Genomic DNA, 23,353 nt, shown 5'->3' with positions numbered 1-23,353 from the left:
ATAAGATAGTCATCACATTTATAAGGGTGCGCAATGGCCGTTACTGTACTGAAAAAAGGATCGCTGGCACTGGCAGGTTTGCTGCTGGTGGCACAGGCGCAGGCTACTGAGCTGCTGAACAGTTCGTATGATGTTTCCCGCGAGCTGTTTGCCGCCCTTAACCCACCGTTTGAACAGCAGTGGGCGAAAGACAACAACGGCGACAAGCTGACCATTAAACAGTCACACGCAGGGTCGTCCAAGCAGGCGCTGGCCATTCTCCAGGGGCTGAAAGCGGATGTGGTGACCTATAACCAGGTCACTGACGTGCAGATCCTGCACGACAAAGGCAAGCTGATCGCCGCTGACTGGCAGAGTCGTTTGCCGAACAACAGCTCACCGTTCTACTCCACCATGGGTTTCCTGGTGCGTAAGGGCAACCCGAAAAATATCCACGACTGGAATGACCTGGTGCGTTCCGACGTGAAGCTGATTTTCCCGAATCCAAAAACCTCCGGTAACGCGCGCTATACCTATCTGGCAGCGTGGGGCGCGGCGGACAAAGCTGACGGTAACGATAAAGCGAAAACCGAGCAGTTCATGACCCAGTTCCTGAAAAACGTCGAGGTGTTTGATACCGGCGGTCGCGGCGCGACCACGACCTTTGCAGAGCGCGGCCTGGGCGATGTGCTGATCAGCTTTGAGTCGGAAGTGAATAATATCCGCAAACAGTACGAGGCGCAGGGTTTCGAGGTCGTTATCCCGAAAACCAATATCCTCGCCGAGTTCCCGGTAGCGTGGGTAGATAAAAACGTGCAGTCCAACGGCACAGAGAAAGCGGCAAAAGCTTACCTCAACTACCTGTACAGCCCACAGGCGCAGACGATCATTACCGATTACTACTACCGCGTGAATAACCCGGATGTGATGAACAAACTGAAGGATAAATTCCCGCAGACCGAGCTGTTCCGCGTGGAAGACCATTTCGGCTCCTGGCCTGATGTCATGAAAACGCATTTTGCCAGCGGCGGTGAGTTAGACAAATTGCTGGCGGCGGGGCGTAAGTAATGTTTGCAGTCTCTACCAGACGCGTGCTGCCGGGCTTTACCTTAAGCCTCGGGACCAGCCTGCTGTTCGTCTGCCTGATCTTATTGTTACCGCTCAGCGCGCTGGTGATGCAGCTTGCGCAAATGAGCTGGGCGCAGTACTGGGAAGTGATAACCAACCCGCAGGTCGTCGCAGCCTATAAGGTGACGCTGCTGTCGGCGTTTGTGGCGTCCATTTTTAACGGGGCCTTTGGCCTGCTGATGGCGTGGATCTTAACCCGCTACCGTTTCCCGGGCCGTACGCTGCTCGACGCGTTAATGGACCTGCCGTTTGCGCTGCCGACGGCAGTGGCGGGGTTAACCCTCGCCTCGCTCTTTTCCGTGAACGGGTTTTACGGTGAGTGGCTGGCGAAGCTTGATATCAAAGTGACCTATACCTGGCTCGGTATCGCGGTCGCGATGGCGTTTACCAGCATTCCTTTTGTTGTACGCACCGTGCAGCCAGTGCTCGAAGAATTAGGCCCTGAATACGAAGAAGCGGCGGAAACGCTGGGTGCCACGCGCTGGCAGAGCTTCCGCAAGGTCGTCCTGCCTGAGCTTTCTCCAGCGCTGCTGGCCGGTATCGCGCTGTCGTTTACCCGTAGCCTCGGTGAGTTCGGCGCGGTTATTTTCATTGCCGGGAACATTGCGTGGAAAACCGAAGTCACCTCGCTGATGATTTTTATCCGCTTGCAGGAGTTTGATTACCCGGCGGCGAGCGCGATTGCCTCGGTCATTCTTGCCGCATCGCTGCTGCTGCTCTACTCAATTAACACTCTGCAAAGTCGCTTTGGTCGACGCGTGGTAGGTCACTGATGGCGGAAGTTACTCAATTGAAGCGATACGATGCTCCCCGTATCAACTGGGGAAAATGGTTTCTGATTGGTACGGGCGTGCTGGTGTCCGCCTTCATTCTCGTCGTGCCGACGATTTATATTTTTGTTCAGGCGTTCAGCAAGGGGTTGATGCCCGCGCTGGAAAACCTGGCGAACCCGGATATGCTGCACGCCATCTGGCTGACCGTCCTGATTGCGCTTATCACGGTGCCGGTCAACCTGGTGTTCGGTACGCTGCTGGCCTGGCTGGTAACGCGCTTTAACTTCCCGGGACGTCAGCTGCTGCTGACCCTGCTGGATATCCCGTTTGCCGTGTCGCCGGTAGTGGCCGGTCTGGTTTATCTGCTCTTCTACGGCTCTAACGGCCCGCTGGGCGGCTGGCTGGATGAGCATAACCTGCAGGTCATGTTTGCCTGGCCGGGCATGGTGCTGGTCACGGTGTTTGTAACCTGTCCATTTGTGGTGCGCGAACTGGTCCCGGTGATGTTAAGCCAGGGCAGCAACGAAGACGAAGCGGCAATTCTGCTGGGCGCATCCGGCTGGCAGATGTTCCGCCGCGTGACGCTGCCGAATATTCGCTGGGCGCTGCTCTACGGCGTCGTGCTGACCAATGCCCGCGCCATTGGCGAGTTCGGTGCAGTTTCGGTCGTCTCGGGCTCCATCCGCGGCGAAACGCTGTCGTTACCGTTACAGATTGAATTACTGGAACAGGACTACAACACCGTCGGTTCCTTTACTGCCGCAGCGTTACTGACGCTGATGGCGATTTTGACCCTGTTTTTGAAGAGTGTGGTGCAGTGGCGTTTAGAGAACCAGGAAAAACGTCAGCACCAGGAGGGAAATCATGAGCATTGAGATTGCCAATATTAAGAAGTCTTTTGGTCGCACCCAGGTGCTGAATGATATCTCGCTGGATATCCCTTCCGGACAAATGGTGGCACTGCTCGGGCCGTCTGGCTCGGGTAAAACCACGCTGCTGCGCATTATCGCCGGGCTTGAGCATCAGACCAGCGGACATATTCGTTTTCACGGTACCGACGTAAGCCGTTTGCACGCCCGCGACCGAAAAGTGGGCTTTGTGTTCCAGCATTACGCGCTGTTCCGCCATATGACCGTGTTCGATAACATCGCTTTCGGTCTGACCGTGCTGCCTCGCCGCGAGCGTCCGGATGCGGCCACCATCAAAGCGAAAGTGACCAAACTGCTGGAGATGGTACAGCTTGCGCATCTGGCTGACCGCTTCCCGGCGCAGCTTTCCGGCGGCCAGAAGCAGCGCGTCGCGCTGGCGCGGGCCCTGGCCGTTGAGCCGCAAATTCTGCTGCTGGATGAGCCGTTTGGCGCGCTGGATGCGCAGGTGCGTAAAGAGTTACGCCGCTGGCTGCGTCAGCTGCATGAAGAGCTGAAGTTCACCAGCGTCTTCGTCACCCACGATCAGGAAGAGGCGATGGAAGTCGCAGACCGCGTGGTGGTGATGAGCCAGGGGAACATCGAGCAGGTTGATGAACCAGAGCAGCTCTGGCGTGAACCGGCGACCCGATTTGTCCTCGAGTTTATGGGCGAAGTTAACCGGCTGCAGGGCACCATCCGCGGTGGGCAATTCCACGTGGGTGCACACCGCTGGCCGCTGGGATACACCTCCGCACATCAGGGGCCGGTCGATCTGTTCCTGCGTCCCTGGGAAGTGGACGTGAGCCGCCGGACGAGTCTGGATTCACCGCTGCCGGTGCAGGTGCTGGAAGCTAGCCCTAAAGGGCACTACACCCAATTGGTGGTACAACCGCTGGGCTGGTATACCGAGCCGCTGACGGTGGTGATGCGTGATGACGAGCCGCCGTACCGGGGCGAACGCCTGTTTGTTGGGCTGCAGCATGCCCGTATTTATCATGGCAATGAGCGCATAGAGACGCGCGAGGATATTGCTCTGGCGGAGTCAGCCTGATAGGTTAATGACACGTAGTTTGACCGGAGGCGCTGCGCTTAGCCGGTCTGGAATATGATCTCCGTATGCCCGGAGCGCTGCGCGCCACCGGGCTTTTTATTGGACAGCGATCTTGAACACATTAGAACACACCATCGGCAACACCCCTCTGGTCAAACTTCAGCGCATGGGGCCGGACAACGGCAGCGAAATCTGGGTCAAACTCGAAGGCAATAACCCTGCCGGTTCGGTGAAGGACCGGGCTGCATTGTCCATGATTGTGCAGGCCGAGAAACGCGGTGAAATTCAGCCCGGCGACGTGCTGATTGAAGCCACCAGCGGTAACACCGGTATTGCGCTGGCAATGATTGCCGCGCTGAAAGGCTATCGCATGACGTTGCTGATGCCCGATAACATGAGCCAGGAGCGCCGTGCGGCGATGCGCGCCTATGGTGCTGAACTGATTCTGGTCTCTAAAGAAGAGGGGATGGAAGGGGCGCGCGACCTGGCGCTAGCCATGGCCGAACGCGGTGAAGGCAAACTGCTCGATCAGTTTAATAACCCGGATAACCCGTACGCTCACTACACCACTACCGGTCCGGAAATCTGGCAGCAGACCAACGGGCGCATCACTCACTTCGTCTCCAGCATGGGCACGACAGGGACCATTACCGGCGTATCCCGTTTTCTGCGCGAGCAGGAAAAGGCGGTAACGATTGTGGGTCTGCAGCCGGAAGAGGGGAGCAGCATACCGGGTATTCGCCGCTGGCCGGCGGAATACATGCCGGGTATTTATAACGCCCAGTTGGTGGATCAGGTGCTGGATATTCATCAACGCGAGGCGGAGAATACGATGCGTGAACTGGCCGTGCGTGAAGGTATCTTCTGCGGGGTCAGCTCGGGTGGCGCGGTAGCGGGAGCATTGCGTGTTGCGCAGGCACATCCCGGGGCTGTCGTGGTGGCGATTATCTGCGACCGCGGCGATCGCTATCTTTCTACCGGCGTCTTTGGTGAAGAGAGTTATACGCAGGGGGCGGGGATTTAAGCGTCATGGAGATGATTTTATTCCGGGATAACACCCGGGCGCAGCAAACCGATATTGTCGCGGTACAGTCGCAGGTGGTTTACGGCAGCGTGGGGAACAGCATTGCGGTGCCGAACATTCGTACCCACCGGCTGACCGTCACCGCCGTGCCGACCGTGCTGTTCAGCAACACGCCGCACTACGATACCTTTTACGGCGGCGTGATCCCCGATGAATGGTTCAGCGGGTATCTTAAGGCGCTGGAAGAGCGCGAAATCCTGCGCGAGCTTAAAGCTGTTACCACGGGCTACATGGGCAGCGCCAGCCAGATAAAATGCCTGGCGCAGTGGCTCACCACGATCAAAGCGCAGCATCCTGACCTGCTGGTGTTGGTTGACCCCGTTATTGGCGATATTGACAGTGGGATGTATGTGAAACCTGATATCCCTGAGGCGTATCGGGAGTACCTGCTGCCACTGGCGCAGGGGATCACGCCTAACGTCTTTGAGCTGGAAGTGTTAAGCGGTAAACCGTGTCGTACGCCTGAAAGTGCTATAGCGGCAGCGCAGGGGTTACTTTCCGACACGCTGAAATGGGTGGCCATCACCAGTGCGCCGGTGGCGGACTATCCGGAGAATATTCACGTGGTGCTGGTTACCCGAGACGGTGTGACCGTCAGTGCGCATCCGCGTGTTGAAACGGACCTGAAAGGCACGGGCGACCTCTTCTGTTCAGAGCTGGTGAGCGGGATCGTTGAGGGCAAAACCGTTGCCGATGCGATTCGCATGGCAGGAGACCGCGTCACAGATGTGATGATTTATACGCAGTCGAAAGGCTACGACGAGCTTATCCTGCCCGCATAAACAAAAATGGCGCCCGAAGGCGCCATTTTTCTGTGCGGCAAGAATTACTTCTTGATGCGGATAACCGGGGTTTCACCCACGGTGACGCTGCCAGACAGTTTGATCAGTTCTTTGATTTCGTCCATGTTGGAGATAACAACCGGCGTCAGGGTAGACTTGGCTTTTTCTTCCAGCAGTGGCAGATCGAATTCAATGACCGGGTCGCCAACTTTAACACGCTGGCCTTCTTCCGCGATACGTTTGAAGCCTTCGCCTTTCAGTTCAACGGTGTCGATACCGAAGTGAACGAACAGTTCTATACCGCTATCAGATTCGATAGAGAACGCATGGTTGGTTTCAAAAATTTTACCGATGGTGCCGTCAACTGGAGCAACCATTTTGTTGCCAGTTGGTTTGATAGCAATGCCATCACCAACGATTTTCTCAGCAAACACTACATCCGGCACGTCTTCGATGTTGACGATCTCGCCGGAGAGCGGAGCAACAATCTCAATAGTTCCGGAGTCTTTCTTATCATCAGAAACCAGAGATTTCAGTTTATCGAACAAACCCATGATCTTCTCCTAAGCAGTAATTTGGGCCGCATCTCGTGGATTAGCAGATTGTTTTTTCTTCAATGAACTTGTTAACCAGCGTCATTAACTCGTCCGTTGTCGGTTGAGCAAGAGCCTGCTCTGCTAACACCTTCGCATCTTCGAAGTTCGTGTTACGGATAATCTTCTTAATGCGCGGGATGGAAATGGCGCTCATAGAGAATTCGTCCAGACCCATACCCAGCAACAGAAGTGTAGCACGTTCGTCGCCTGCAAGCTCACCACACATGCCAGTCCATTTACCTTCTGCATGAGAAGCATCAATAACTTGCTTGATCAAGTTCAGTACGGACGGTGACATTGGCTGGTAGAGATGTGAAATCATATCATTACCACGGTCAACTGCCAGGGTGTACTGCGTTAAATCATTGGTACCGATACTAAAGAAATCAACTTCTTTGGCTAAATGACGCGCAATGGTCGCCGCCGCAGGTGTTTCCACCATCACGCCGATCTCAATTGACTCGTCTAATGCTTTACCTTCGTCGCGCAGTTCCTGTTTGTAGATTTCGATCTCTTTCTTCAGTGCACGCACTTCTTCAACAGAGATGATCATCGGGAACATGATGCGCAGTTTACCGAAAGCAGACGCACGCAGGATAGCGCGAACCTGATCGCGCAGGATCTCTTTACGATCCATCGCGATACGAATCGCACGCCAGCCCAGGAACGGGTTCTCTTCTTTCGGGAAGTTCATGTACGGCAGCTCTTTGTCGCCACCGATATCCATGGTACGGACGATAACCGCCTGAGAGCCACACGCTTCAGCCACAGCTTTGTACGCAGCAAACTGTTCTTCTTCAGTTGGCAGCGCGTCACGGTCCATGAACAGGAATTCAGTACGATAGAGACCCACACCTTCCGCGCCGTTGCGCTCAGCGCCATCGACGTCACGTACGGTACCGATGTTTGCGCACACTTCAACCTGATGACCGTCCAGAGTGATGGCTGGCAGGTCTTTCAGCTTAGCGAGTTCCGCTTTCTCAGTCGCAACCTGCTCCTGAACCGCGCGCAGTTTTTCGATCTCTTCGTTAGTTGGGTTGACGTAAACCACGTTGTTTACGGCATCCAGAATCAGATAATCGTCGTTTTTAACCTGAGAGGTGACGCTACCGGTACCCACAATGGCAGGCAGTTCCAGAGAACGCGCCATGATAGAGGTGTGGGAGGTACGGCCGCCCGCGTCAGTGATGAAACCGAGGACCTTTTTCAGGTTCAACTGTGCGGTTTCAGACGGGGTCAGATCGGCGGCAACCAGGATGACTTCATCCTGAATAGCGCTCAGGTCGATAATGGCCAGACCCAGGATGTTGCGCAGCAGGCGCTTACCGATGTCACGTACGTCAGCCGCACGCTCTTTCAGGTATTCATCATCCAGTTCTTCCAGGGCAGTTGCCTGACCTTCGATAACTTCATGCGCAGCAGCGTCTGCCGTCATGCTTTTATCTTTAATCAGGGCTATGATTTCCTGCTCCAGCTCCTCATCTTCGAGCAGCATGATGTGCCCTTCGAAGATGGCTTCTTTTTCTTCACCGAAAGTTTCGCCAGCTTTAGTCTTGATTGCTTCCAGTTGCGCAGATGCCTTGGCACGACCGCTCAGAAAACGTTCAACTTCCTGATCAACCTTGTCGGCAGAAATTTTTTTCCGGTCGATGACGATCTCGTCTTCTTTCAGCAGCAGTGCTTTGCCGAAAGCGATACCCGGGGATGCTAAAATGCCTGAAATCATAACCCTACCTTACTTGTGACTGATATTTAAAAGAACCCGGAAACTTACTCGAGCTCAGCCATCAGTTTTACCAGATGCTCAACTGCTTTCTGCTCGTCTTCACCTTCAGCAGAGATGGTGACAACGGTACCCTGAGTCAGACCCAGAGTCTGCAGTTTGAACAGGCTTTTTGCGCTGGCGCTTTTGCCGTTGGAAGTCACAGTGATTTCAGAAGTGAAGCCTTTCGCTTCTTTAACAAACTGAGCAGCAGGGCGGGTGTGCAGACCGTTCGGAGCGGTAATGGTAACTTCTTGCTGGAACATTGTATTTCCCCAACTTATAGGTTTAGTGTTGTGGAACTAAAGTCTAGCCTGGCGACTTAACTTTAGCCTGTATTGTTAGCGCTGACGTTTCGATCGTCATTAAACATTATGCAGCGAAAGCAAGACTTGAACCAAATCATAAAATCGATTCAGCAAGGCTATTTCGTTCACTGATTAATTTCACGCATCAAAATAATTGCTGGTTTAAATACCAGACCCAACGGGGTGAATCAATGCCAGGAGGGGTAAAACTTTGAAGCAGGCCACAAAAAAGCACCCAAAAAGGTGCTTTTTTACGCGTTATTAACATGCTGGCATTACTGTTGCAGTTCTTTTTCAGTGAACAGATCGGCAAACAGTGCGGTGCTCAAGTAACGCTCACCCGATGAAGGCAGGATAACCACAATATTCTTATTGGTAAAGGCCTCATCTTCCTGAAGTTTGAGCGCTGCCGCAACAGCAGCACCGGAAGAGATGCCCGCCAGAATACCTTCCTCGTCCATCAGACGACGTGCGGTAGAGATAGCTTCTTCGTTGGTGATGGTCACCACTTTATCAATATGCTTCAGATCCAGGTTGCCCGGAATGAAGCCGGCACCGATACCCTGAATTTTATGTGGGCCGGGTTTAATCTCTTCGCCCGCCAGCGCCTGGGTGATCACCGGCGAGTCGGTTGGTTCCACGGCAACGGTAATCAGGTCTTTTTTACCTTTTGTGCCTTTTATATAGCGCGACACGCCAGTCAGGGTTCCGCCGGTGCCTACACCGGAGATAAATACATCAACCTGACCGTCGGTATCTTCCCAAATTTCCGGGCCGGTGGTCTTTTCGTGAATTTCCGGGTTCGCCGGGTTGCTGAACTGCTGCAGCAGCAGATATTTCGCCGGATCGCTGGCAACAATCTCTTCTGCTTTCTGAATCGCACCCTTCATGCCTTTGGCACCTTCGGTCAGCACCAGATTCGCGCCCAGCGCTTTCAGCAGTTTGCGACGTTCGATGCTCATGGTTTCAGGCATGGTCAGCGTCAGTTTATAACCGCGCGCCGCCGCAACATAGGCCAGTGCGATACCGGTGTTACCGCTGGTCGGTTCAACCAGCTCAACGCCTGGCTTCAGCACGCCACGTTTTTCAGCATCCCAAATCATATTTGCACCGATACGGCACTTTACGCTGAAGCTCGGGTTACGTGATTCGACCTTCGCCAGAATGCGTCCATTACCGATACGGTTCAGTCGAACCAGGGGCGTATGACCGATAGTCAGCGAGTTGTCTTCATAAATCTTACTCATGGCCTGTCCTTAACTGTATGAAATTGGGATACCGTCCCAGCATACCTGTTGAACAGGTATGGGGAAGTAAGGAATTCGCATATCTATATACTGCAAGGAAATAATGGGGATCAGTATGGAATAAGGGGCGGCATAAGCCACCCCCTTTTTACACATTTTTGCATTACTTCCATAACGCGTGCTTAGCACGGTAGCAGTCAACCCACATCGCCGTTGCGCCGCAAACGGCGACCGGCATGATGAACAGGTTGAGCACCGGGATCATGGTGAACAGACTGGTCAGCGCCCCGAACTGCATATTCGCGACTTTTTGCGTGCGCAGGGCGCTGCGCATCGTTTTGAACGGCACCTTGTGGTTATCGAACGGATAATCGCAGTACTGGATTGCCAGCATCCAGGCGCTGAACAGGAACCACAGCACCGGGGCCACCGTCTGACCGACGCCAGGGACAAAATAAAGGATAAGCAGCACAATGGCGCGGGGAAGATACCAGGCAAACTTCTGCCATTCGCGCTTCATGATGCGTGGGATATCTTTCATGATCCCCAGCATACCCGTATCCGGCGGCGTTGCGCCGGTAAGACGTGCTTCCAGCTGTTCTGCCAGCAGGCCGTTAAACGGCGCAGCTATCCAGTTTGCAATCGTCGAGAAGAAGTAGCCGAACACCAGCAGCACGGAGATAACCGCTACCGGCCAGAGCAGGTAGTTCAGCCACTGCAGCCAGTCCGGCACATGGCTCATCAGCGAAGGGATCCAGCTCTCCAGTCTGGTGAACAGCCACCAGAACGCGCCGCCCATCAGGATAATGTTAATCAGCAACGGCAGAATGACGTAGCGACGAATCCCCGGCAGTGAGACCAGTTTCCAGCCCTGAGAAAAATACCAGACGCCGCTGCGCGGGGGAGAAGATGATGTTGAAACCATAACCAGGCTGTACTCCTTTTTTCACAACCAGTGGAATTGCCCGCCTATATTATCCACTTACGGACCAATGACCAGTTCGGAAATGTTCGAAAAAACAGCAAAAAGCACGATTTAGTTCATCTTTATGCTGTGAATGCTCTGCACACACTTGCACTTGACGTAAACGGCAAATACTCTTAGTGAGTAAATGTTTGCCGTGGTGGCAAGGTGTTAGAACAACAGAGAATATAATGATGCAGGATTTGCGTCTGATATTAATCATTGTTGGCGCGATCGCCATAATCGCTTTACTGGTACATGGTTTCTGGACCAGCCGTAAAGAGCGTTCCTCTATGTTTCGCGATCGCCCACTGAAGCGCATGAAGTCCAGTCGTGATGACGATGACAGTGAAAATGACATCGACGGAAGCGACGACGACGGCGTGGGTGAAGTTCGTGTTCATCGGGTCAATACTGCGCCCGGCGCGGCTCATGGGGAGCATGAAGCCCCTCGTCAGCCTCCGCAGCACCAGTATCAACCGCCGTATGCTTCTGCACAGCCGCGCCAGCAGGCGCCGCAGCCTGGAGAAGAGCCGGTGCGTCAGCCGCCGCAACAGCCTGTCCATCAGCAGCCTGCTGCGCCACAGCCGGTTCAGCAACAGCCTGTGCAGCAACCCGCGCCACAACAGCCTGCGCAGCCGGTACACCAACCGCAGCAGCCTGTTCACGTGCAGCCTGCACCTCAGCCTGCGCCGGCCCCGCTCGTTGAACCAGAGCCCGTGGTTGAGCCAGAACCGGTTGTTGAAAAACCGCAGCGTAAAGAAGCGGTCATCATCATGAACGTGGCTGCGCATCATGGCACCCACCTGAATGGCGATGTCCTGCTTAACAGCATTCAACAGGCAGGTTTCAAGTTTGGCGACATGAATATTTTCCATCGTCACCTGAGTCCTGACGGTAGCGGTCCGGCGTTGTTTAGCCTGGCCAATATGGTTAACCCTGGCACCTTTGACCCGGAAATGACCGGTGATTTCGTGACGCCGGGTGTCACTATCTTCATGCAGGTGCCGTCCTACGGTGATGAACTGCAAAACTTTAAGCTGATGCTGCAGTCCGCACAGCACATTGCTGACGAAGTCGGTGGTGTGGTGCTCGACGATCAGCGTCGTATGATGACGCCGCAGAAACTGCGCGAGTATCAGGACCGCATCCGCGAAGTTAAGGAAGCCAACGCGTAATCATCGCGTTTACATCGACTCCTCCTCAACCCCCGCATGTCGGGGGTTTTTTCTCATTGATGGTGTGATATGGACTCAATCGAACAACAACTCACTGAACTGCGAACCACGCTTCGCCATCATGAATACCTCTATCATGTTATGGACGCGCCGGAAGTGCCGGATGCGGAGTATGACCGTCTGATGCGCGAGCTGCGCGAGCTAGAGGCGCAGCACCCGGAATTGATTACGCCCGACTCACCCACGCAGCGCGTGGGCGCGGAGCCGCTGGGTGCTTTCAGTCAGGTACGTCATGAAGTCCCAATGTTGTCTCTGGATAACGTCTTTGATGAAGAGAGCTTCCTCGCGTTTAACAAGCGCGTGCAGGATCGCCTCAAAAGCAGCGACTCCCTGACCTGGTGCTGCGAGTTGAAGCTGGATGGTCTGGCGGTCAGCCTTCTCTATGAAAACGGTGTGCTGGTGCGTGCCGCGACGCGGGGTGATGGTACGACGGGTGAAGACATTACCACCAACGTACGCACCATCCGTGCGATCCCGCTGAAGCTGCAAGGGGATAATATTCCAGCCCGTCTGGAAGTGCGCGGTGAAGTATTCCTCCCGCAGGCGGGCTTCGAGAAAATCAACGAAGAGGCGCGCCGTACCGGCGGGAAAGTGTTTGCTAACCCGCGTAATGCGGCGGCAGGCTCCCTGCGCCAGCTTGATCCCCGTATCACCGCGAAGCGACCGCTTACTTTCTTCTGCTATGGTGTCGGGATTCTGGAAGGCGGTGAACTGCCGGATACCCATCTCGGACGTTTATTGCAGTTTAAAGCGTGGGGCCTGCCGGTGAGTAACCGTGTTCAGCTGTGCGACTCCCCGGAAGCCGTGCTGGCGTTCTACCGCAAAGTGGAAGAAGACCGCCCGACGCTTGGTTTTGATATTGATGGCGTGGTTATCAAGGTTAACTCACTTGCGCTGCAGGAGCAGTTAGGCTTTGTGGCGCGCGCGCCACGCTGGGCAGTGGCGTTTAAATTCCCGGCGCAGGAGCAGATGACCTTTGTCCGTGACGTGGAGTTCCAGGTGGGCCGTACGGGCGCGATTACCCCGGTTGCCCGTCTGGAGCCGGTGCAGGTTGCTGGCGTGCTGGTGAGTAACGCCACGCTGCATAACGCCGATGAAATTGAACGTCTCGGCCTGCGCATTGGTGACAAAGTGGTGATTCGTCGCGCGGGCGATGTTATCCCGCAGGTGGTGAACGTGGTTGAGTCAGAGCGTCCTGACGATACGCGCGCCATCGTGTTCCCGACGCATTGCCCGGTATGTGGATCTGACGTTGAGCGCGTTGAAGGTGAAGCGGTGGCTCGCTGTACGGGCGGCTTAATCTGCGGGGCACAACGTAAAGAGTCACTGAAGCACTTCGTTTCCCGTCGGGCGATGGACGTCGACGGAATGGGTGACAAAATTATCGATCAGCTGGTAGAGAAAGAATATGTTCATACGCCTGCAGATCTCTTCAAACTGACCGCGGGTAAACTCACGGGTCTTGATCGCATGGGACCGAAGTCGGCCCAGAATGTGGTTAATGCCCTGGATGCTGCCAAAGAGACAACCTTTGCCCGATTCCTTTATGCGCTCGGTATTCGCGAAGTGGGCGAAGCCACGGCGGCGGGGCTGGCGGCGTATTTCGGTACGCTGGAAGCTCTGGAAAAAGCGAGTATTGACGAGCTGCAGAGAGTCCCGGACGTGGGGATTGTCGTCGCGACGCATGTCTTTAACTTCTTTGCCGAAGAGAGCAACCGCGAGGTGATCGGCAAGCTGCTGGAAGAGGGCATCAGATGGCCGGCTCCGGTCGTGGTCAACGCTGACGAGATCGACAGCCCGTTTGCCGGCAAAACGGTCGTTCTGACCGGCAGCCTGAGCCAGCTTTCACGTGATGATGCTAAAGCGCGACTGGTTGCGCTGGGGGCAAAAGTGGCAGGCAGCGTGTCGAAGAAAACCGACCTGGTTATTGCCGGGGAAGCCGCCGGTTCGAAGCTTGCTAAAGCTCAGGAGCTGGGCATTGAGGTTATCGACGAAGCGGAAATGATGCGCCTGTTAGGAGAGTAACGTGGAGAAAGAGCAGCTCGTTGAGATCGCCAACACGGAGATGCCATTCGGTAAATATAAGGGCCGTAGGCTGATTGATTTACCGGAAGATTATTTGCTGTGGTTTGCCCGCAAAGATGGGTTCCCGGCCGGACGACTGGGTGAGCTGATGGCTATCACGTTACTGATTAAAACCGAGGGGCTGACGCAGTTGGTTCAGCCCCTGAAACGTCCTTAAGCTTTCGCGGCGCGGGTCTCTTCCTGCGCCTGTTTTTCCGTCTGGCGTTTGTAACGACGCGCCAGCACCGCGCAGACCATCAGCTGGATCTGATGGAAAATCATCAGTGGCAGTACCATCATCCCTATCATTGAGGTCGGGAAGAGAATGTTTGCCATAGGAATGCCGTTCGCCAGGCTCTTCTTCGAGCCACAGAAGACAATGGTAATTTCATCGGCTTTGTTGAAGCCGCACTTGCGGGCCACAAAGACGTTTACGCCAATCACAATCGCCAGCAGAACAAGGCTGACCACCACGATAAACAGCAGCGAGCCTGCGCCCACCTTATGCCAGATGCCATTCACAACCGCTTCACTGAAGGCTGAATAGACCACCAGCAGAATCGATGACTGGTCGGTTTTTGAGATCCATTTTTTGTGCTTTGCAACAAACGCGCCCGTCCACGGACGAGAGAGATGACCCAGCACAAACGGCAACAGCAGCTGCAGACAGATTTTACCTACCTGTTCCAGGTTACCTTCCGCGCCGTGCATGTTCATCAGCAGACCCACCAGCAGCGGCGAAACGAAAATCCCTAACAGGCTGGATGCCGACGCTGAACAGACTGCGGCTGCGACGTTACCGCCCGCCAGAGAGGTAAACGCGATAGCGGACTGCACGGTGGCCGGCAGAATGCACAGATACAGGAAGCCGGTATAAAGGGCCGGGTCGACATTCACCGGCGCCCACCATGCGAACAGTACGCCGAGTACAGGGAAGAGGATGAACGTGCTGCACATCACCCACAGGTGCAGTCGCCAGTGGCTCCCCCCCGCAATAATGGCTTCGCGTGAGAGCTTTGCGCCGTGCATAAAGAACAACAGCGCGATGGCCGCGGTCGTCAGTCCTTCAAAAAAAGGAACGAACCCGCCCCGCGCAGGGAAGAAGGAGGCCAGTAATACCGTGACAACCAGAGTAAGCGTAAACGGATCAAGAATACGAAATAGTTTCATAATGACTCCTGAAAACAGATATCGCTATTGTGCTTTTTTCTGTTTGAGAAATAAAATTGATTTATTGCATCCATTCATGAATTAAACAGATGAATTATTCCTTACGCCAGCTTCGCATCTTTGTCACCGTAGCCCATGCCCGCAGCTTCAGTCGGGCAGGGGAGATCATCGGCCTGAGCCAGTCCGCGGTAAGCCACAGCGTGAAAGAGCTGGAGAGCCAGACGGGTGTCCGGCTGCTTGATCGCACCACGCGTGAAGTCGTGCTCACGGAAGCCGGACAGCAGCTGGCTCAGCGCCTTGAACGGCTGCTGGACGAACTCAATAGTACGCTCAGAGATGTAGGTCGACTGGGACAGCAGCTGTCGGGTACCGTGCGGGTTGCGGCCAGCCAGACGATATCCGCGCACCTTATCCCGCAGTGTATTGCAGAGGGTAATCATCGCTATCCGGATATCGATTTTGTTTTGCATGACAGGCCGCAGCAGTGGGTGCTGGAGAGCATCCGTCAGGGCGATGTGGATTTTGGTATTGTTATCGATCCTGGTCAGGTGAGTGACCTGGAGTGTGAAATTGTGCTTTCTGAGCCGTTTCTGTTGCTTTGCCGGGACGACGATCCGCTAGCCGCGCAGCCGTCTGTTCTCTGGCAGGCGTTGCAGGGAGCGAACCTGGTATTACAGGATTATGCCTCAGGCAGCCGTCCGCTGATTGATTCTGCGCTGGTGACGCAGGGCGTTAAGGCGACCATTGTGCAGGAGATTGGACATCCGGCAACGCTGTTTCCCATGGTGGAGGCCGGCATAGGGATCAGTGTATTACCCGCCCTGGCGCTCCCTTTGCCGCAGGGAAGCCGTCTGGTCGTGAAGCGACTGACGCCTGCTATTGAGCGAAAACTGATGCTGGTACGGCGAAAAAACCGTTCGCTCTCCGGGGCTGCGCAGGCTATCTGGGAAGTGGTGCGTATCCAGGCGCAACGATTAACCGAGGCCCGTATACGCGATCCACTGTTTAACTCAACAGAGCGTTAGACGTAGATGTCTATTTGATGATTGTCTGATGCGTTTTTCGGACCTTCCACGTTGACCAGACTTTGCTCTTGTTTCTTCTGGGCTTCTTCCGCCTGCTGGCGCTGCAGCTGCGCGAGCTGTGCCTGCAGCACTTTGATTTGCACCTGGATAAGCTCCTGCTGTTTCTTCTTCTCTTCCGCACTGCCGGAACCGTTCGCAACCTCTTTTAGCTGTTGAGTCAGCTTGGTTATCTTGTCAGTGATGCGGCTGATCTGGGCAGCGATATCGTTGCCGCCGGAAGAACGACTCCCGCCACCGCTGGTTTGAATGGGCTGGGTTGTAGCCTGAATGGTCGTCATACTTTTTCCTCTCGCTGTAAAACAGAGGTATCGGCGCCAACGCAATTAGCTTGAGCAAAACTGCCATATCTGGCAGGGAAAGGTATTGATACCAAATCAGTATTGATGGTGCCGAGAAAGTGTATTGGAGGTAACCCGCAGGCTCCAGATATAAGACTAAGGTCATGCGATCGGTGATATCGCGATCTTAATTCTCAAGGAGCTTTTATGACCCTCTCGAATAATCCCTGGTTCTCTGCCGACATCATTCGTGCCGCTAAACCTGATTTCACTCCGCGGGTTGCGTTTATTCTCGGCTCAGGTCTTGGCGCGCTCGCCGAGCAGATTGTTGACGCTGTGGTACTGAGCTATGAAAAACTGCCGGGCTTCCCGGTGAGCACCGTTCACGGTCACGCCGGTGAGCTGGTGTTGGGGCATCTTGCCGGTGTTCCGGTCGCCTGTATGAAAGGGCGCGGTCACTTCTATGAGGGCCGCGGCATCGCCGTCATGACCGATGCAATCCGCACCTTCAAACTGCTGGGCTGCGAACTGCTGTTCAGTACCAATGCCGCCGGTTCGTTACGTCCGGAGGTTGAACCGGGAAGCCTGGTTGCCCTCTGCGACCACATCAACACCCTGCCGGGTACTCCGATGGTCGGGCTGAACGATGACCGTTTTGGCGACCGTTTTTTCTCGCTGGCCAATGCTTATGATGCAGATTGCCGTGCCCTGCTGCAGACCGTGGCGAGCGAGAAGGGCTTTCCATTGCATGAAGGGGTGTTTGTCTCTTATCCAGGCCCTAACTTCGAAACCGCGGCTGAGATCCGCATGATGCAGATCATCGGCGGAGATGTGGTGGGAATGTCAGTGGTGCCGGAAGTGATCTCGGCGCGCCACTGTGGCCTGAAGGTGGTCGCCGTTTCGGCCATAACCAACCTTGCTGAAGGTCTGAGCGATGTAAAACTGTCGCATGAACAAACGCTTGCTGCCGCCGAACTCTCTCGCCAGAACTTCATCGATCTTATCTGCGGTTTTCTGCGCCAGCTTGCCTGAGCGAAACAACATCGTGGCCCGTGAGGGTCACTCTGCTATAAGGAATCGGGTATGAACATCACGACGCGCTTAAAGATGATGTCCTTTATGCAATATTTTATCTGGGGAAGCTGGCTCGTTACTCTCGGCGCTTACATGATTAACACCCTGGGTTTTTCCGGCTCTGACGTGGGTATGGTCTACAGCTCGAAGGGGCTTGCCGCGATCGTGATGCCCTCGCTGGTGGGCATTATTGCCGATAAGTGGCTGCGGGCAGATCGTGCATACGTGATTTGCCATCTCGTCTGTGCTGTTGCGCTTTGCTATGCCGCGCAGGTCAATGAACCGGGGCTGATGTTCTGGGTCATGCTGGTTAATGCCATGGCCTTTATGCCGACCATTGCGCTATCGAATACCATTTCCTACTCCTGTCTTGAGCAGGCAGGGCTGGACACGGTGACCCATTTTCCAACGGTGCGGGTCTATGGCACGGTAGGCTTCATTGTGGCGATGTGGGCCATAAGCCTGATGGGGGCAGAGTTAACCAACATTCAACTCTACATTGCTGCTGCCGCGTCGCTGGTTCTGGCGCTCTATTCACTGACGTTACCGGCCATTCCGGTGGCGAAGAATAAAACCTCATCGTCGCTGACAAGCAAACTTGGCCTGAATGCGTTCGTCCTGTTTAAACAACCCCGAATGGCGGTGTTCTTTTTGTTTGCGATGCTGCTGGGCGCCGTGCTGCAAATCACCAATACTTTCGGTAGCCCCTTTCTGCATGATTTTGCGCGTAATCCGGCGTATGCGGAAAGCTTTATCGTTAAATATCCTTCTATTTTGCTCTCCGTCTCGCAGATGTCAGAGGTGCTGTTCATCCTGACCATTCCTTTCTTCCTCCGACGTTTTGGCATAAAAACCGTGATGCTGATGAGTATGGTGGCCTGGATGCTGCGGTTTGGACTCTTTGCATATGGCGATCCTTCCGCGACAGGCGTCGGGCTGTTGATGCTGTCAATGCTGGTCTACGGTTGCGCGTTCGACTTCTTCAACATCTCCGGCTCGGTGTTTGTCGAACAGGAGGTAAGCGCTGATATCCGCGCCAGCGCGCAAGGGCTGTTTATGACGACTGTTAACGGTATCGGTGCTTATTTCGGATCGGTATTGAGCGGCGCGGCGGTAGATTATTTCTCCGTGGATGGGGTGAAAGACTGGCAGACCATCTGGCTGGTATTTGCGGCGTATGCGTTGGTGCTCGCCGTGGTGTTTTATTTCAGCTTTAACTATCGCCACACCAGTAAAAACAGCGAGTTGCGCACAGTTGCGCATTAAAGTTTTCCCGGCTGGCGGTGAAAGGCTTTAAGGTGGGAGCATAAGTGTTATCGCCAGGATATGTGTTGATGGAACGCGTCTACCGAACCGACCTTAAGCTGCTGCGCTATTTTCTGGCCGTCGCTGAGGAACTTCATTTTGGACGGGCTGCGGCCCGTCTCAATATGTCGCAGCCGCCGTTGAGCCTGCATATAAAAGAGCTGGAGAGTCAGCTCGGTACCTTACTGTTTATTCGCCACTCACGAAGCGTCGCCTTGACCCATGCGGGTAAAGTATTGATGGAAGAGTCCCGTCGACTGCTTGCCAGCGCAAACCAGGCACTGGCGCGGGTCGAACAAATTGGACGGGGTGAGGCGGGGCGGATTGCGCTGGGCATTGTCGGTACCGCCATGTGGAGCGAAGTGCGCACGGTCATGCGCACATTTTTGAAAGAGCATCCGAACGTTGATGTTGTCTTTCGCGAAAAGTCGCCGGTAATGCAAATGGCGCTGCTGGAGCGTCGGGAGCTGGATGTCGGGATCTGGCGAATGGCAACCGAGCCCACCGCAGGATTTACCAGTATCCGCTTACGGGATGCGGCATTTCTGGTTGCGCTGCCGGAGGATCACCGGCTGGTGGGGGAAAGCGCAATTGCGCTCACCGAACTGCAGAATGAGTACTTTGTAACTATGCCGTCTGCGCATTCTGACTGGTCGTTCTTACAGCGAGTGTGTCAGCAGGCCGGTTTTTCACCGATGATAGTGCGTGAAGCCGATGAACCGCAGACGGTGCTGGCAATGATCAGCATGGGAATGGGGATTACGTTAGCTGCTGACAGCTATGCGCAAATGCAGTGGCCCGGTGTGGTATTTCGTCCATTACAGGTACGTATACCGGTAGATTTGTATGTGGTGTATGACGAGAAGCAGGCGACACCGGCGATTAAGTCGTTGATAGCAACGTTGACGGAAGGGTGATGTTATACCGCAGATAGCAAAAAAGCGCCTTTAGGGCGCTTTTTTACATTGGTGGGTCGTGCAGGATGACTCGCTTCGCTCGCCCTTCGGGCCGTCGCCGTAAACGGCTCTGTTGCCTCACTGCGTTCGGCTCGGACCTGCTGCAGGTTCGAATCATCCATACCGCAGATAGCAAAAAAGCGCCTTTAGGGCGCTTTTTAACATTGGTGGGTCGTGCAGGATTCGAACCTGCGACCAATTGATTAAAAGTCAACTGCTCTACCAACTGAGCTAACGACCCGAAATGGTGGGCGATGACGGGCTCGAACCGCCGACCCCCTCCGTGTAAAGGAGATGCTCTACCAACTGAGCTAATCGCCCATTTCGGAACTGCTGCGATAAGGTGAGAATGGTGGGCGATGACGGGCTCGAACCGCCGACCCCCTCCGTGTAAAGGAGATGCTCTACCAACTGAGCTAATCGCCCAATCTCAATACTTATCTACACTGCGAGTCTACTTAAGTAGATGGTGGGTGATGACGGGCTCGAACCGCCGACCCCCTCCGTGTAAAGGAGATGCTCTACCAACTGAGCTAATCACCCCCGCTGTGTGGAGTCGCATTATAGGGAGAGTTGAAAATGAGTCAACGCATTTTCTAAAGTTTTTATTCGTTCGTCGTAAAATTAAACAAAACGATCGCGAAACGGGCGATGACGCATGATTTCTAAACAAAAATCGCAAACTCCCTCACGATAAAGGGATCAACATTGAGGAATCCCCCCACAGTGATAGAATATTGCCCATTGTTTTTTTCCCAGGATTTGCCGATTGCCGGCATCTTTATAACGTAAGGCCATTTCATGAAAATCAAAACTCGCTTCGCGCCGAGCCCGACAGGCTATCTTCACGTCGGTGGTGCACGTACCGCTCTCTATTCCTGGCTTTTTGCACGCCACAACAAAGGTGAGTTCGTACTGCGTATTGAAGACACCGATCTCGAGCGCTCCACGCCGGAAGCAATTGAAGCCATTATGGATGGTATGAACTGGCTCAATCTGGAGTGGGACGAAGGCCCGTATTTCCAGACCAAACGTTTTGACCGCTACAACGCCGTGATTGATGAGATGCTGGTCGCGGGTACAGCGTATAAATGCTATTGCTCCAAAGAACGCCTTGATGCGCTGCGTGAAGATCAGATGGCGAAGGGTGAAAAACCGCGTTATGACGGCCGCTGCCGCCATGACCATAGCGAGCATGCTGCTGATGAACCGTGCGTGGTGCGTTTTGCTAACCCGCAGGACGGCTCGGTAATTTTTGACGACCAGATCCGTGGCCCGATCGAATTCAGCAACCAGGAGCTGGACGATCTGATCATCCGCCGCACCGACGGTTCCCCAACCTATAACTTCTGCGTTGTGGTTGACGACTGGGATATGGAAATCACGCATGTTATCCGTGGCGAAGACCATATCAACAACACCCCACGTCAAATCAACATCCTGAAAGCGCTGAACGCCCCTGTTCCGGTCTATGCGCACGTGTCCATGATCAATGGCGACGACGGCAAAAAACTGTCTAAACGCCACGGTGCAGTCAGCGTCATGCAGTATCGCGACGACGGCTATCTGCCGGAAGCGCTTCTGAACTATCTGGTGCGTCTGGGTTGGTCCAGCGGCGATCAGGAGATCTTTAGCCGTGAAGAGATGATCAATCTGTTCTCTCTGGGCGCGGTGAGCAAATCTGCGAGCGCGTTTAACACTGATAAGCTGCTCTGGCTAAACCACCACTACATCAATACCATGCAGCCGGAATATGTGGCGACATACCTGCAGTGGCACATCGAGCAGGCAAATATTGATACTCGTACTGGCCCTGAACTGGCGGAACTGGTGAAACTGCTCGGCGAGCGTTGCAAAACGCTGAAAGAGATCGCTGAAAGCTGCCGCTACTTCTATGAAGAGTTTGACGAGTTCGACGCGGACGCGGCGAAGAAGCACCTGCGTCCGGTTGCGCGTCAGCCACTCGAAGTGGTGCGTGACAAACTGGTGGCGATGACTGACTGGACTGCCGAGAATGTGCATCATGCCATTCAGGCGACGGCAGATGAGCTGGAAGTTGGTATGGGCAAAGTGGGTATGCCACTGCGTGTGGCAGTCACCGGTGCGGGTCAGTCTCCGGCACTCGATGTTACCGTTCATGCCATTGGTAAATCACGCAGCGTAGCGCGCATTAACAAGGCGCTGGATTTTATTACTGAGCGCGAAAATCAGCAGTAATAACGCCTGAACCATGAAAAACGGCAGGGAGACCTGCCGTTTTTTTATGCATTAAATTCAGCAATGCCGAGACGTGCAAGAAAGCCGCATATCCCTTCACGCTTTAGTAAGGCATCCAGACGCTCCTGCTCAAGGTGCGTCATATTCTCCAGCGTCTCGATGATCCCAGGACGCAAAGTAGAGGAGGGGTCACTGTACAACGATGTCACCTCCGCCAGATGGTACACCGCCTGACGGTTACGGACAGCCGGGAGGCTCATGATGTGCTCCTTCACGCGGGCATCAATGTGAATCAGCCGTGCACGTCCGCCTTTCACCCCATTGACGCCCTCGGTTTTCCATCCCTGCTGGCGTATCCAGCGGTTCACCGTTTGCCGTGCAACACCCAAATTTTCTGCCAGCTCTTCGGTGGTCATTTTGCTACGGAATCTTTTCATATCAGTTCTGGTCGCGTATCCCTAAACGTTGCAACAATCCGGTAATCCCTTCCCGCAGTAACAGTGATGTCATCTGCCTTTGCTCTTCCGGCGTCATTTCATTTGCCAGCGTCAGGAGCAGGGAGTGAAGCGAGCCATCATGGCTGGCACTTTCTGGTATCTCAGACGTTTCACTTGCCCGGCGCGCGCTGCGGATAAACTCACGCACTTTTTCATTAACGTGCACCAGACGCGCTTTGCCGCCCTGGACTCCTGGTTTTGGCGATGTAATCCAACCCTCTTTGCGTACCCATTTATTGATGGTCTGGCGGCTATAGCCAGTGAGCAGGGCTAACTCTTCTGGCGTCATTCGTTCCTTGATCATGCAATTTCCTGAATATTCGTGGGGTTAATTAACGGCTCATTTTATAGCACCGTTTTAGAGGAAAATGTGACAGGCTTAACTCATGACTGCGAGCAGACTCGCAAAGTGATTCATTTGCATGATTTTTCGGCGATTGAACCGCCGTCATTGATTTTGCCGTTGACACTCCGCAGCGGAATTCATATTATGCCGCCCGTCAACATGACAGCTTTACGATGGGGCTATAGCTCAGCTGGGAGAGCGCTTGCATGGCATGCAAGAGGTCAGCGGTTCGATCCCGCTTAGCTCCACCACACTCTGAACCCAACAGAGTGCGGTCAGTAAAGTCAACATGTGGGGCTATAGCTCAGCTGGGAGAGCGCTTGCATGGCATGCAAGAGGTCAGCGGTTCGATCCCGCTTAGCTCCACCAAAATTTGAACCCTCGTCGAAAGACGGGGGTTTTTTTATGCTTTTGTAAAACTCTTCACCCTGATTTGTTGCTGAAATAGAGGTATTTTTGTACCTCACCTCAATCAAAATCAATAAAGCGGTCTATAAATAGACTTCAACTTGATTCGCGCAATTAATAAACCTATTATCCA

The 23,353-nt window shown here is 54.2% G+C and carries 23 protein-coding genes and 6 tRNA genes; 16 read left to right on the top strand and 13 right to left on the bottom strand.

Annotated elements, in window-relative coordinates; translation table 11 throughout:
- Positions 1-33 precede the first annotated feature (33 nt).
- From cysP to pdxK, 6 genes are all read left to right on the top strand, one after another.
- Positions 34-1,047, top strand: a complete 1,014-nt coding sequence (cysP, locus tag ACN9MQ_RS16230) for a thiosulfate/sulfate ABC transporter substrate-binding protein CysP (protein ID WP_014171093.1) — start codon at positions 34-36, stop codon at positions 1,045-1,047.
- On the top strand, positions 1,047-1,880 hold the full coding sequence (gene cysT, locus ACN9MQ_RS16225; protein ID WP_020883084.1) for a sulfate/thiosulfate ABC transporter permease CysT: 834 nt from the start codon (positions 1,047-1,049) through the stop codon (positions 1,878-1,880). The genes cysP and cysT overlap by 1 nt, the downstream gene beginning before the upstream one ends.
- The gene (gene cysW / locus ACN9MQ_RS16220; RefSeq protein WP_020883085.1) at positions 1,880-2,755 is read left to right on the top strand and encodes a sulfate/thiosulfate ABC transporter permease CysW; all 876 of its coding nucleotides are present in this window, start codon (positions 1,880-1,882) and stop codon (positions 2,753-2,755) included. The genes cysT and cysW overlap by 1 nt, the downstream gene beginning before the upstream one ends.
- Positions 2,745-3,839 carry a sulfate/thiosulfate ABC transporter ATP-binding protein CysA gene (gene cysA / locus ACN9MQ_RS16215; RefSeq protein WP_014171090.1) on the top strand — a complete coding sequence of 365 codons (1,095 nt, stop codon included), beginning with the start codon at positions 2,745-2,747 and terminating at the stop codon, positions 3,837-3,839. The genes cysW and cysA overlap by 11 nt, the downstream gene beginning before the upstream one ends.
- Positions 3,840-3,951: 112 nt before the next feature.
- Entirely contained in the window at positions 3,952-4,863 is a 912-nt protein-coding gene (gene cysM / locus ACN9MQ_RS16210) for a cysteine synthase CysM (protein WP_014171089.1), read from the top strand.
- A 5-nt stretch (positions 4,864-4,868) separates the two neighbouring features.
- Complete coding sequence (gene pdxK / locus ACN9MQ_RS16205; protein WP_426021534.1) at positions 4,869-5,705, top strand: pyridoxine/pyridoxal/pyridoxamine kinase; 837 nt, start codon at positions 4,869-4,871, stop codon at positions 5,703-5,705.
- Positions 5,706-5,749: 44 nt separating this feature from the next.
- Here the strand turns inward: pdxK and crr are convergent, their stop codons facing one another.
- From crr to cysZ, 5 genes are all read right to left on the bottom strand, one after another.
- Positions 5,750-6,259: a PTS glucose transporter subunit IIA gene (crr, locus tag ACN9MQ_RS16200; protein WP_003861316.1), complete on the bottom strand. Its 510-nt coding sequence runs from the start codon at positions 6,257-6,259 to the stop codon at positions 5,750-5,752.
- Between the two features lie 40 nt (positions 6,260-6,299).
- Positions 6,300-8,027: a phosphoenolpyruvate-protein phosphotransferase PtsI gene (gene ptsI / locus ACN9MQ_RS16195; protein ID WP_284942929.1), complete on the bottom strand. Its 1,728-nt coding sequence runs from the start codon at positions 8,025-8,027 to the stop codon at positions 6,300-6,302.
- Between the two features lie 44 nt (positions 8,028-8,071).
- A complete protein-coding gene (gene ptsH, locus ACN9MQ_RS16190) occupies positions 8,072-8,329 on the bottom strand; it encodes a phosphocarrier protein Hpr (protein WP_000487600.1) in 258 nt (85 codons plus the stop codon).
- Between the two features lie 317 nt (positions 8,330-8,646).
- Positions 8,647-9,618, bottom strand: a complete 972-nt coding sequence (gene cysK / locus ACN9MQ_RS16185; RefSeq protein WP_426021535.1) for a cysteine synthase A — start codon at positions 9,616-9,618, stop codon at positions 8,647-8,649.
- Between the two features lie 163 nt (positions 9,619-9,781).
- Positions 9,782-10,543 carry a sulfate transporter CysZ gene (gene cysZ / locus ACN9MQ_RS16180; protein ID WP_014171085.1) on the bottom strand — a complete coding sequence of 254 codons (762 nt, stop codon included), beginning with the start codon at positions 10,541-10,543 and terminating at the stop codon, positions 9,782-9,784.
- 230 nt (positions 10,544-10,773) lie between these two features.
- On the opposite strand from cysZ, the gene zipA reads away from it, so the two are divergent.
- The 3 genes from zipA to ACN9MQ_RS16165 all read left to right on the top strand — a co-directional run bounded on the left by zipA (position 10,774) and on the right by ACN9MQ_RS16165 (position 14,062).
- The gene (gene zipA / locus ACN9MQ_RS16175; protein ID WP_020883089.1) at positions 10,774-11,760 is read left to right on the top strand and encodes a cell division protein ZipA; all 987 of its coding nucleotides are present in this window, start codon (positions 10,774-10,776) and stop codon (positions 11,758-11,760) included.
- A 69-nt stretch (positions 11,761-11,829) separates the two neighbouring features.
- Entirely contained in the window at positions 11,830-13,845 is a 2,016-nt protein-coding gene (ligA, locus tag ACN9MQ_RS16170; protein ID WP_121339186.1) for an NAD-dependent DNA ligase LigA, read from the top strand.
- A gap of 1 nt (position 13,846) precedes the next feature.
- Positions 13,847-14,062 carry a DUF3820 family protein gene (locus ACN9MQ_RS16165; RefSeq protein WP_014171082.1) on the top strand — a complete coding sequence of 72 codons (216 nt, stop codon included), beginning with the start codon at positions 13,847-13,849 and terminating at the stop codon, positions 14,060-14,062.
- Here the strand turns inward: ACN9MQ_RS16165 and ACN9MQ_RS16160 are convergent.
- Positions 14,059-15,054, bottom strand: a complete 996-nt coding sequence (locus tag ACN9MQ_RS16160) for a bile acid:sodium symporter family protein (protein ID WP_014171081.1) — start codon at positions 15,052-15,054, stop codon at positions 14,059-14,061. The genes ACN9MQ_RS16165 and ACN9MQ_RS16160 overlap by 4 nt on opposite strands.
- 89 nt (positions 15,055-15,143) lie before the next feature.
- Between ACN9MQ_RS16160 and ACN9MQ_RS16155 the strand changes: the two genes are divergently transcribed.
- A complete protein-coding gene (locus tag ACN9MQ_RS16155; protein ID WP_020883092.1) occupies positions 15,144-16,079 on the top strand; it encodes a LysR family transcriptional regulator in 936 nt (311 codons plus the stop codon).
- Here the strand turns inward: ACN9MQ_RS16155 and ACN9MQ_RS16150 are convergent.
- Positions 16,076-16,417: a FlxA-like family protein gene (locus ACN9MQ_RS16150; RefSeq protein WP_020883093.1), complete on the bottom strand. Its 342-nt coding sequence runs from the start codon at positions 16,415-16,417 to the stop codon at positions 16,076-16,078. The genes ACN9MQ_RS16155 and ACN9MQ_RS16150 overlap by 4 nt on opposite strands.
- Before the next feature lie 207 nt (positions 16,418-16,624).
- Here ACN9MQ_RS16150 and xapA point away from each other — a divergent pair, with 207 nt between their 5' ends.
- From xapA to ACN9MQ_RS16135, 3 genes are all read left to right on the top strand, one after another.
- A complete protein-coding gene (xapA, locus tag ACN9MQ_RS16145; protein WP_020883094.1) occupies positions 16,625-17,449 on the top strand; it encodes a xanthosine phosphorylase in 825 nt (274 codons plus the stop codon).
- Between the two features lie 51 nt (positions 17,450-17,500).
- Positions 17,501-18,757: a nucleoside permease gene (locus ACN9MQ_RS16140; RefSeq protein ID WP_014171077.1), complete on the top strand. Its 1,257-nt coding sequence runs from the start codon at positions 17,501-17,503 to the stop codon at positions 18,755-18,757.
- A gap of 68 nt (positions 18,758-18,825) precedes the next feature.
- Positions 18,826-19,713, top strand: a complete 888-nt coding sequence (locus ACN9MQ_RS16135; RefSeq protein ID WP_426021536.1) for a LysR family transcriptional regulator — start codon at positions 18,826-18,828, stop codon at positions 19,711-19,713.
- Between the two features lie 204 nt (positions 19,714-19,917).
- Here ACN9MQ_RS16135 and ACN9MQ_RS16130 read toward each other — a convergent pair.
- From ACN9MQ_RS16130 to ACN9MQ_RS16115, 4 genes are all read right to left on the bottom strand, one after another.
- Positions 19,918-19,993, bottom strand: a tRNA-Lys gene (locus ACN9MQ_RS16130).
- Positions 19,994-19,997: 4 nt separating this feature from the next.
- Positions 19,998-20,073 (bottom strand) — tRNA-Val (locus ACN9MQ_RS16125).
- A gap of 29 nt (positions 20,074-20,102) precedes the next feature.
- Positions 20,103-20,178, bottom strand: a tRNA-Val gene (locus ACN9MQ_RS16120).
- Positions 20,179-20,219: 41 nt separating this feature from the next.
- A tRNA-Val gene (locus ACN9MQ_RS16115) sits at positions 20,220-20,295 on the bottom strand.
- Positions 20,296-20,553: 258 nt separating this feature from the next.
- On the opposite strand from ACN9MQ_RS16115, the gene gltX reads away from it, so the two are divergent.
- Positions 20,554-21,969 (top strand): glutamate--tRNA ligase, encoded by a 1,416-nt coding sequence (gene gltX / locus ACN9MQ_RS16110; RefSeq protein ID WP_426021537.1) that lies wholly within the window; start codon positions 20,554-20,556, stop codon positions 21,967-21,969.
- Between the two features lie 44 nt (positions 21,970-22,013).
- Here the strand turns inward: gltX and ACN9MQ_RS16105 are convergent, their stop codons facing one another.
- On the bottom strand, positions 22,014-22,406 hold the full coding sequence (locus ACN9MQ_RS16105; protein ID WP_032678650.1) for a YfeC-like transcriptional regulator: 393 nt from the start codon (positions 22,404-22,406) through the stop codon (positions 22,014-22,016).
- Position 22,407: 1 nt separating this feature from the next.
- Complete coding sequence (locus tag ACN9MQ_RS16100; protein WP_014171072.1) at positions 22,408-22,770, bottom strand: YfeC-like transcriptional regulator; 363 nt, start codon at positions 22,768-22,770, stop codon at positions 22,408-22,410.
- Between the two features lie 217 nt (positions 22,771-22,987).
- Here ACN9MQ_RS16100 and ACN9MQ_RS16095 point away from each other — a divergent pair.
- Positions 22,988-23,063: transfer RNA gene (locus tag ACN9MQ_RS16095), tRNA-Ala, on the top strand.
- A 42-nt stretch (positions 23,064-23,105) separates the two neighbouring features.
- Positions 23,106-23,181, top strand: a tRNA-Ala gene (locus ACN9MQ_RS16090).
- Positions 23,182-23,353: the final 172 nt, after the last annotated feature.

The organism is Enterobacter sp. R-25 (assembly GCF_049913205.1).
In the GTDB taxonomy this organism is placed as follows: domain Bacteria; phylum Pseudomonadota; class Gammaproteobacteria; order Enterobacterales; family Enterobacteriaceae; genus Enterobacter; species Enterobacter ludwigii.
The sequence above is the reverse complement of the archived record's forward strand: the minus strand, read 5'-3'. Positions and strand labels throughout refer to the sequence as shown.

Excerpts from the sequence above, each read along its gene's own strand:
- ptsI (WP_284942929.1), bottom strand. The coding sequence starts at position 8,027 with ATGATTTCAGGCATTTTAGCATCCCCGGGTATCGCTTTCGGCAAAGCA.
- zipA (WP_020883089.1), top strand. The coding sequence starts at position 10,774 with ATGATGCAGGATTTGCGTCTGATATTAATCATTGTTGGCGCGATCGCC.
- ACN9MQ_RS16160 (WP_014171081.1), bottom strand. The coding sequence starts at position 15,054 with ATGAAACTATTTCGTATTCTTGATCCGTTTACGCTTACTCTGGTTGTC.
- cysT (WP_020883084.1), top strand. The coding sequence starts at position 1,047 with ATGTTTGCAGTCTCTACCAGACGCGTGCTGCCGGGCTTTACCTTAAGC.
- xapA (WP_020883094.1), top strand. The coding sequence starts at position 16,625 with ATGACCCTCTCGAATAATCCCTGGTTCTCTGCCGACATCATTCGTGCC.
- ligA (WP_121339186.1), top strand. The coding sequence starts at position 11,830 with ATGGACTCAATCGAACAACAACTCACTGAACTGCGAACCACGCTTCGC.
- ACN9MQ_RS16140 (WP_014171077.1), top strand. The coding sequence starts at position 17,501 with ATGAACATCACGACGCGCTTAAAGATGATGTCCTTTATGCAATATTTT.
- crr (WP_003861316.1), bottom strand. The coding sequence starts at position 6,259 with ATGGGTTTGTTCGATAAACTGAAATCTCTGGTTTCTGATGATAAGAAA.
- cysZ (WP_014171085.1), bottom strand. The coding sequence starts at position 10,543 with ATGGTTTCAACATCATCTTCTCCCCCGCGCAGCGGCGTCTGGTATTTT.
- ACN9MQ_RS16135 (WP_426021536.1), top strand. The coding sequence starts at position 18,826 with ATGGAACGCGTCTACCGAACCGACCTTAAGCTGCTGCGCTATTTTCTG.
- cysP (WP_014171093.1), top strand. The coding sequence starts at position 34 with ATGGCCGTTACTGTACTGAAAAAAGGATCGCTGGCACTGGCAGGTTTG.
- cysW (WP_020883085.1), top strand. The coding sequence starts at position 1,880 with ATGGCGGAAGTTACTCAATTGAAGCGATACGATGCTCCCCGTATCAAC.
- cysK (WP_426021535.1), bottom strand. The coding sequence starts at position 9,618 with ATGAGTAAGATTTATGAAGACAACTCGCTGACTATCGGTCATACGCCC.
- pdxK (WP_426021534.1), top strand. The coding sequence starts at position 4,869 with ATGGAGATGATTTTATTCCGGGATAACACCCGGGCGCAGCAAACCGAT.
- ACN9MQ_RS16100 (WP_014171072.1), bottom strand. The coding sequence starts at position 22,770 with ATGATCAAGGAACGAATGACGCCAGAAGAGTTAGCCCTGCTCACTGGC.
- ACN9MQ_RS16155 (WP_020883092.1), top strand. The coding sequence starts at position 15,144 with ATGAATTATTCCTTACGCCAGCTTCGCATCTTTGTCACCGTAGCCCAT.
- cysA (WP_014171090.1), top strand. The coding sequence starts at position 2,745 with ATGAGCATTGAGATTGCCAATATTAAGAAGTCTTTTGGTCGCACCCAG.
- gltX (WP_426021537.1), top strand. The coding sequence starts at position 20,554 with ATGAAAATCAAAACTCGCTTCGCGCCGAGCCCGACAGGCTATCTTCAC.
- ptsH (WP_000487600.1), bottom strand. The coding sequence starts at position 8,329 with ATGTTCCAGCAAGAAGTTACCATTACCGCTCCGAACGGTCTGCACACC.
- ACN9MQ_RS16105 (WP_032678650.1), bottom strand. The coding sequence starts at position 22,406 with ATGAAAAGATTCCGTAGCAAAATGACCACCGAAGAGCTGGCAGAAAAT.
- ACN9MQ_RS16150 (WP_020883093.1), bottom strand. The coding sequence starts at position 16,417 with ATGACGACCATTCAGGCTACAACCCAGCCCATTCAAACCAGCGGTGGC.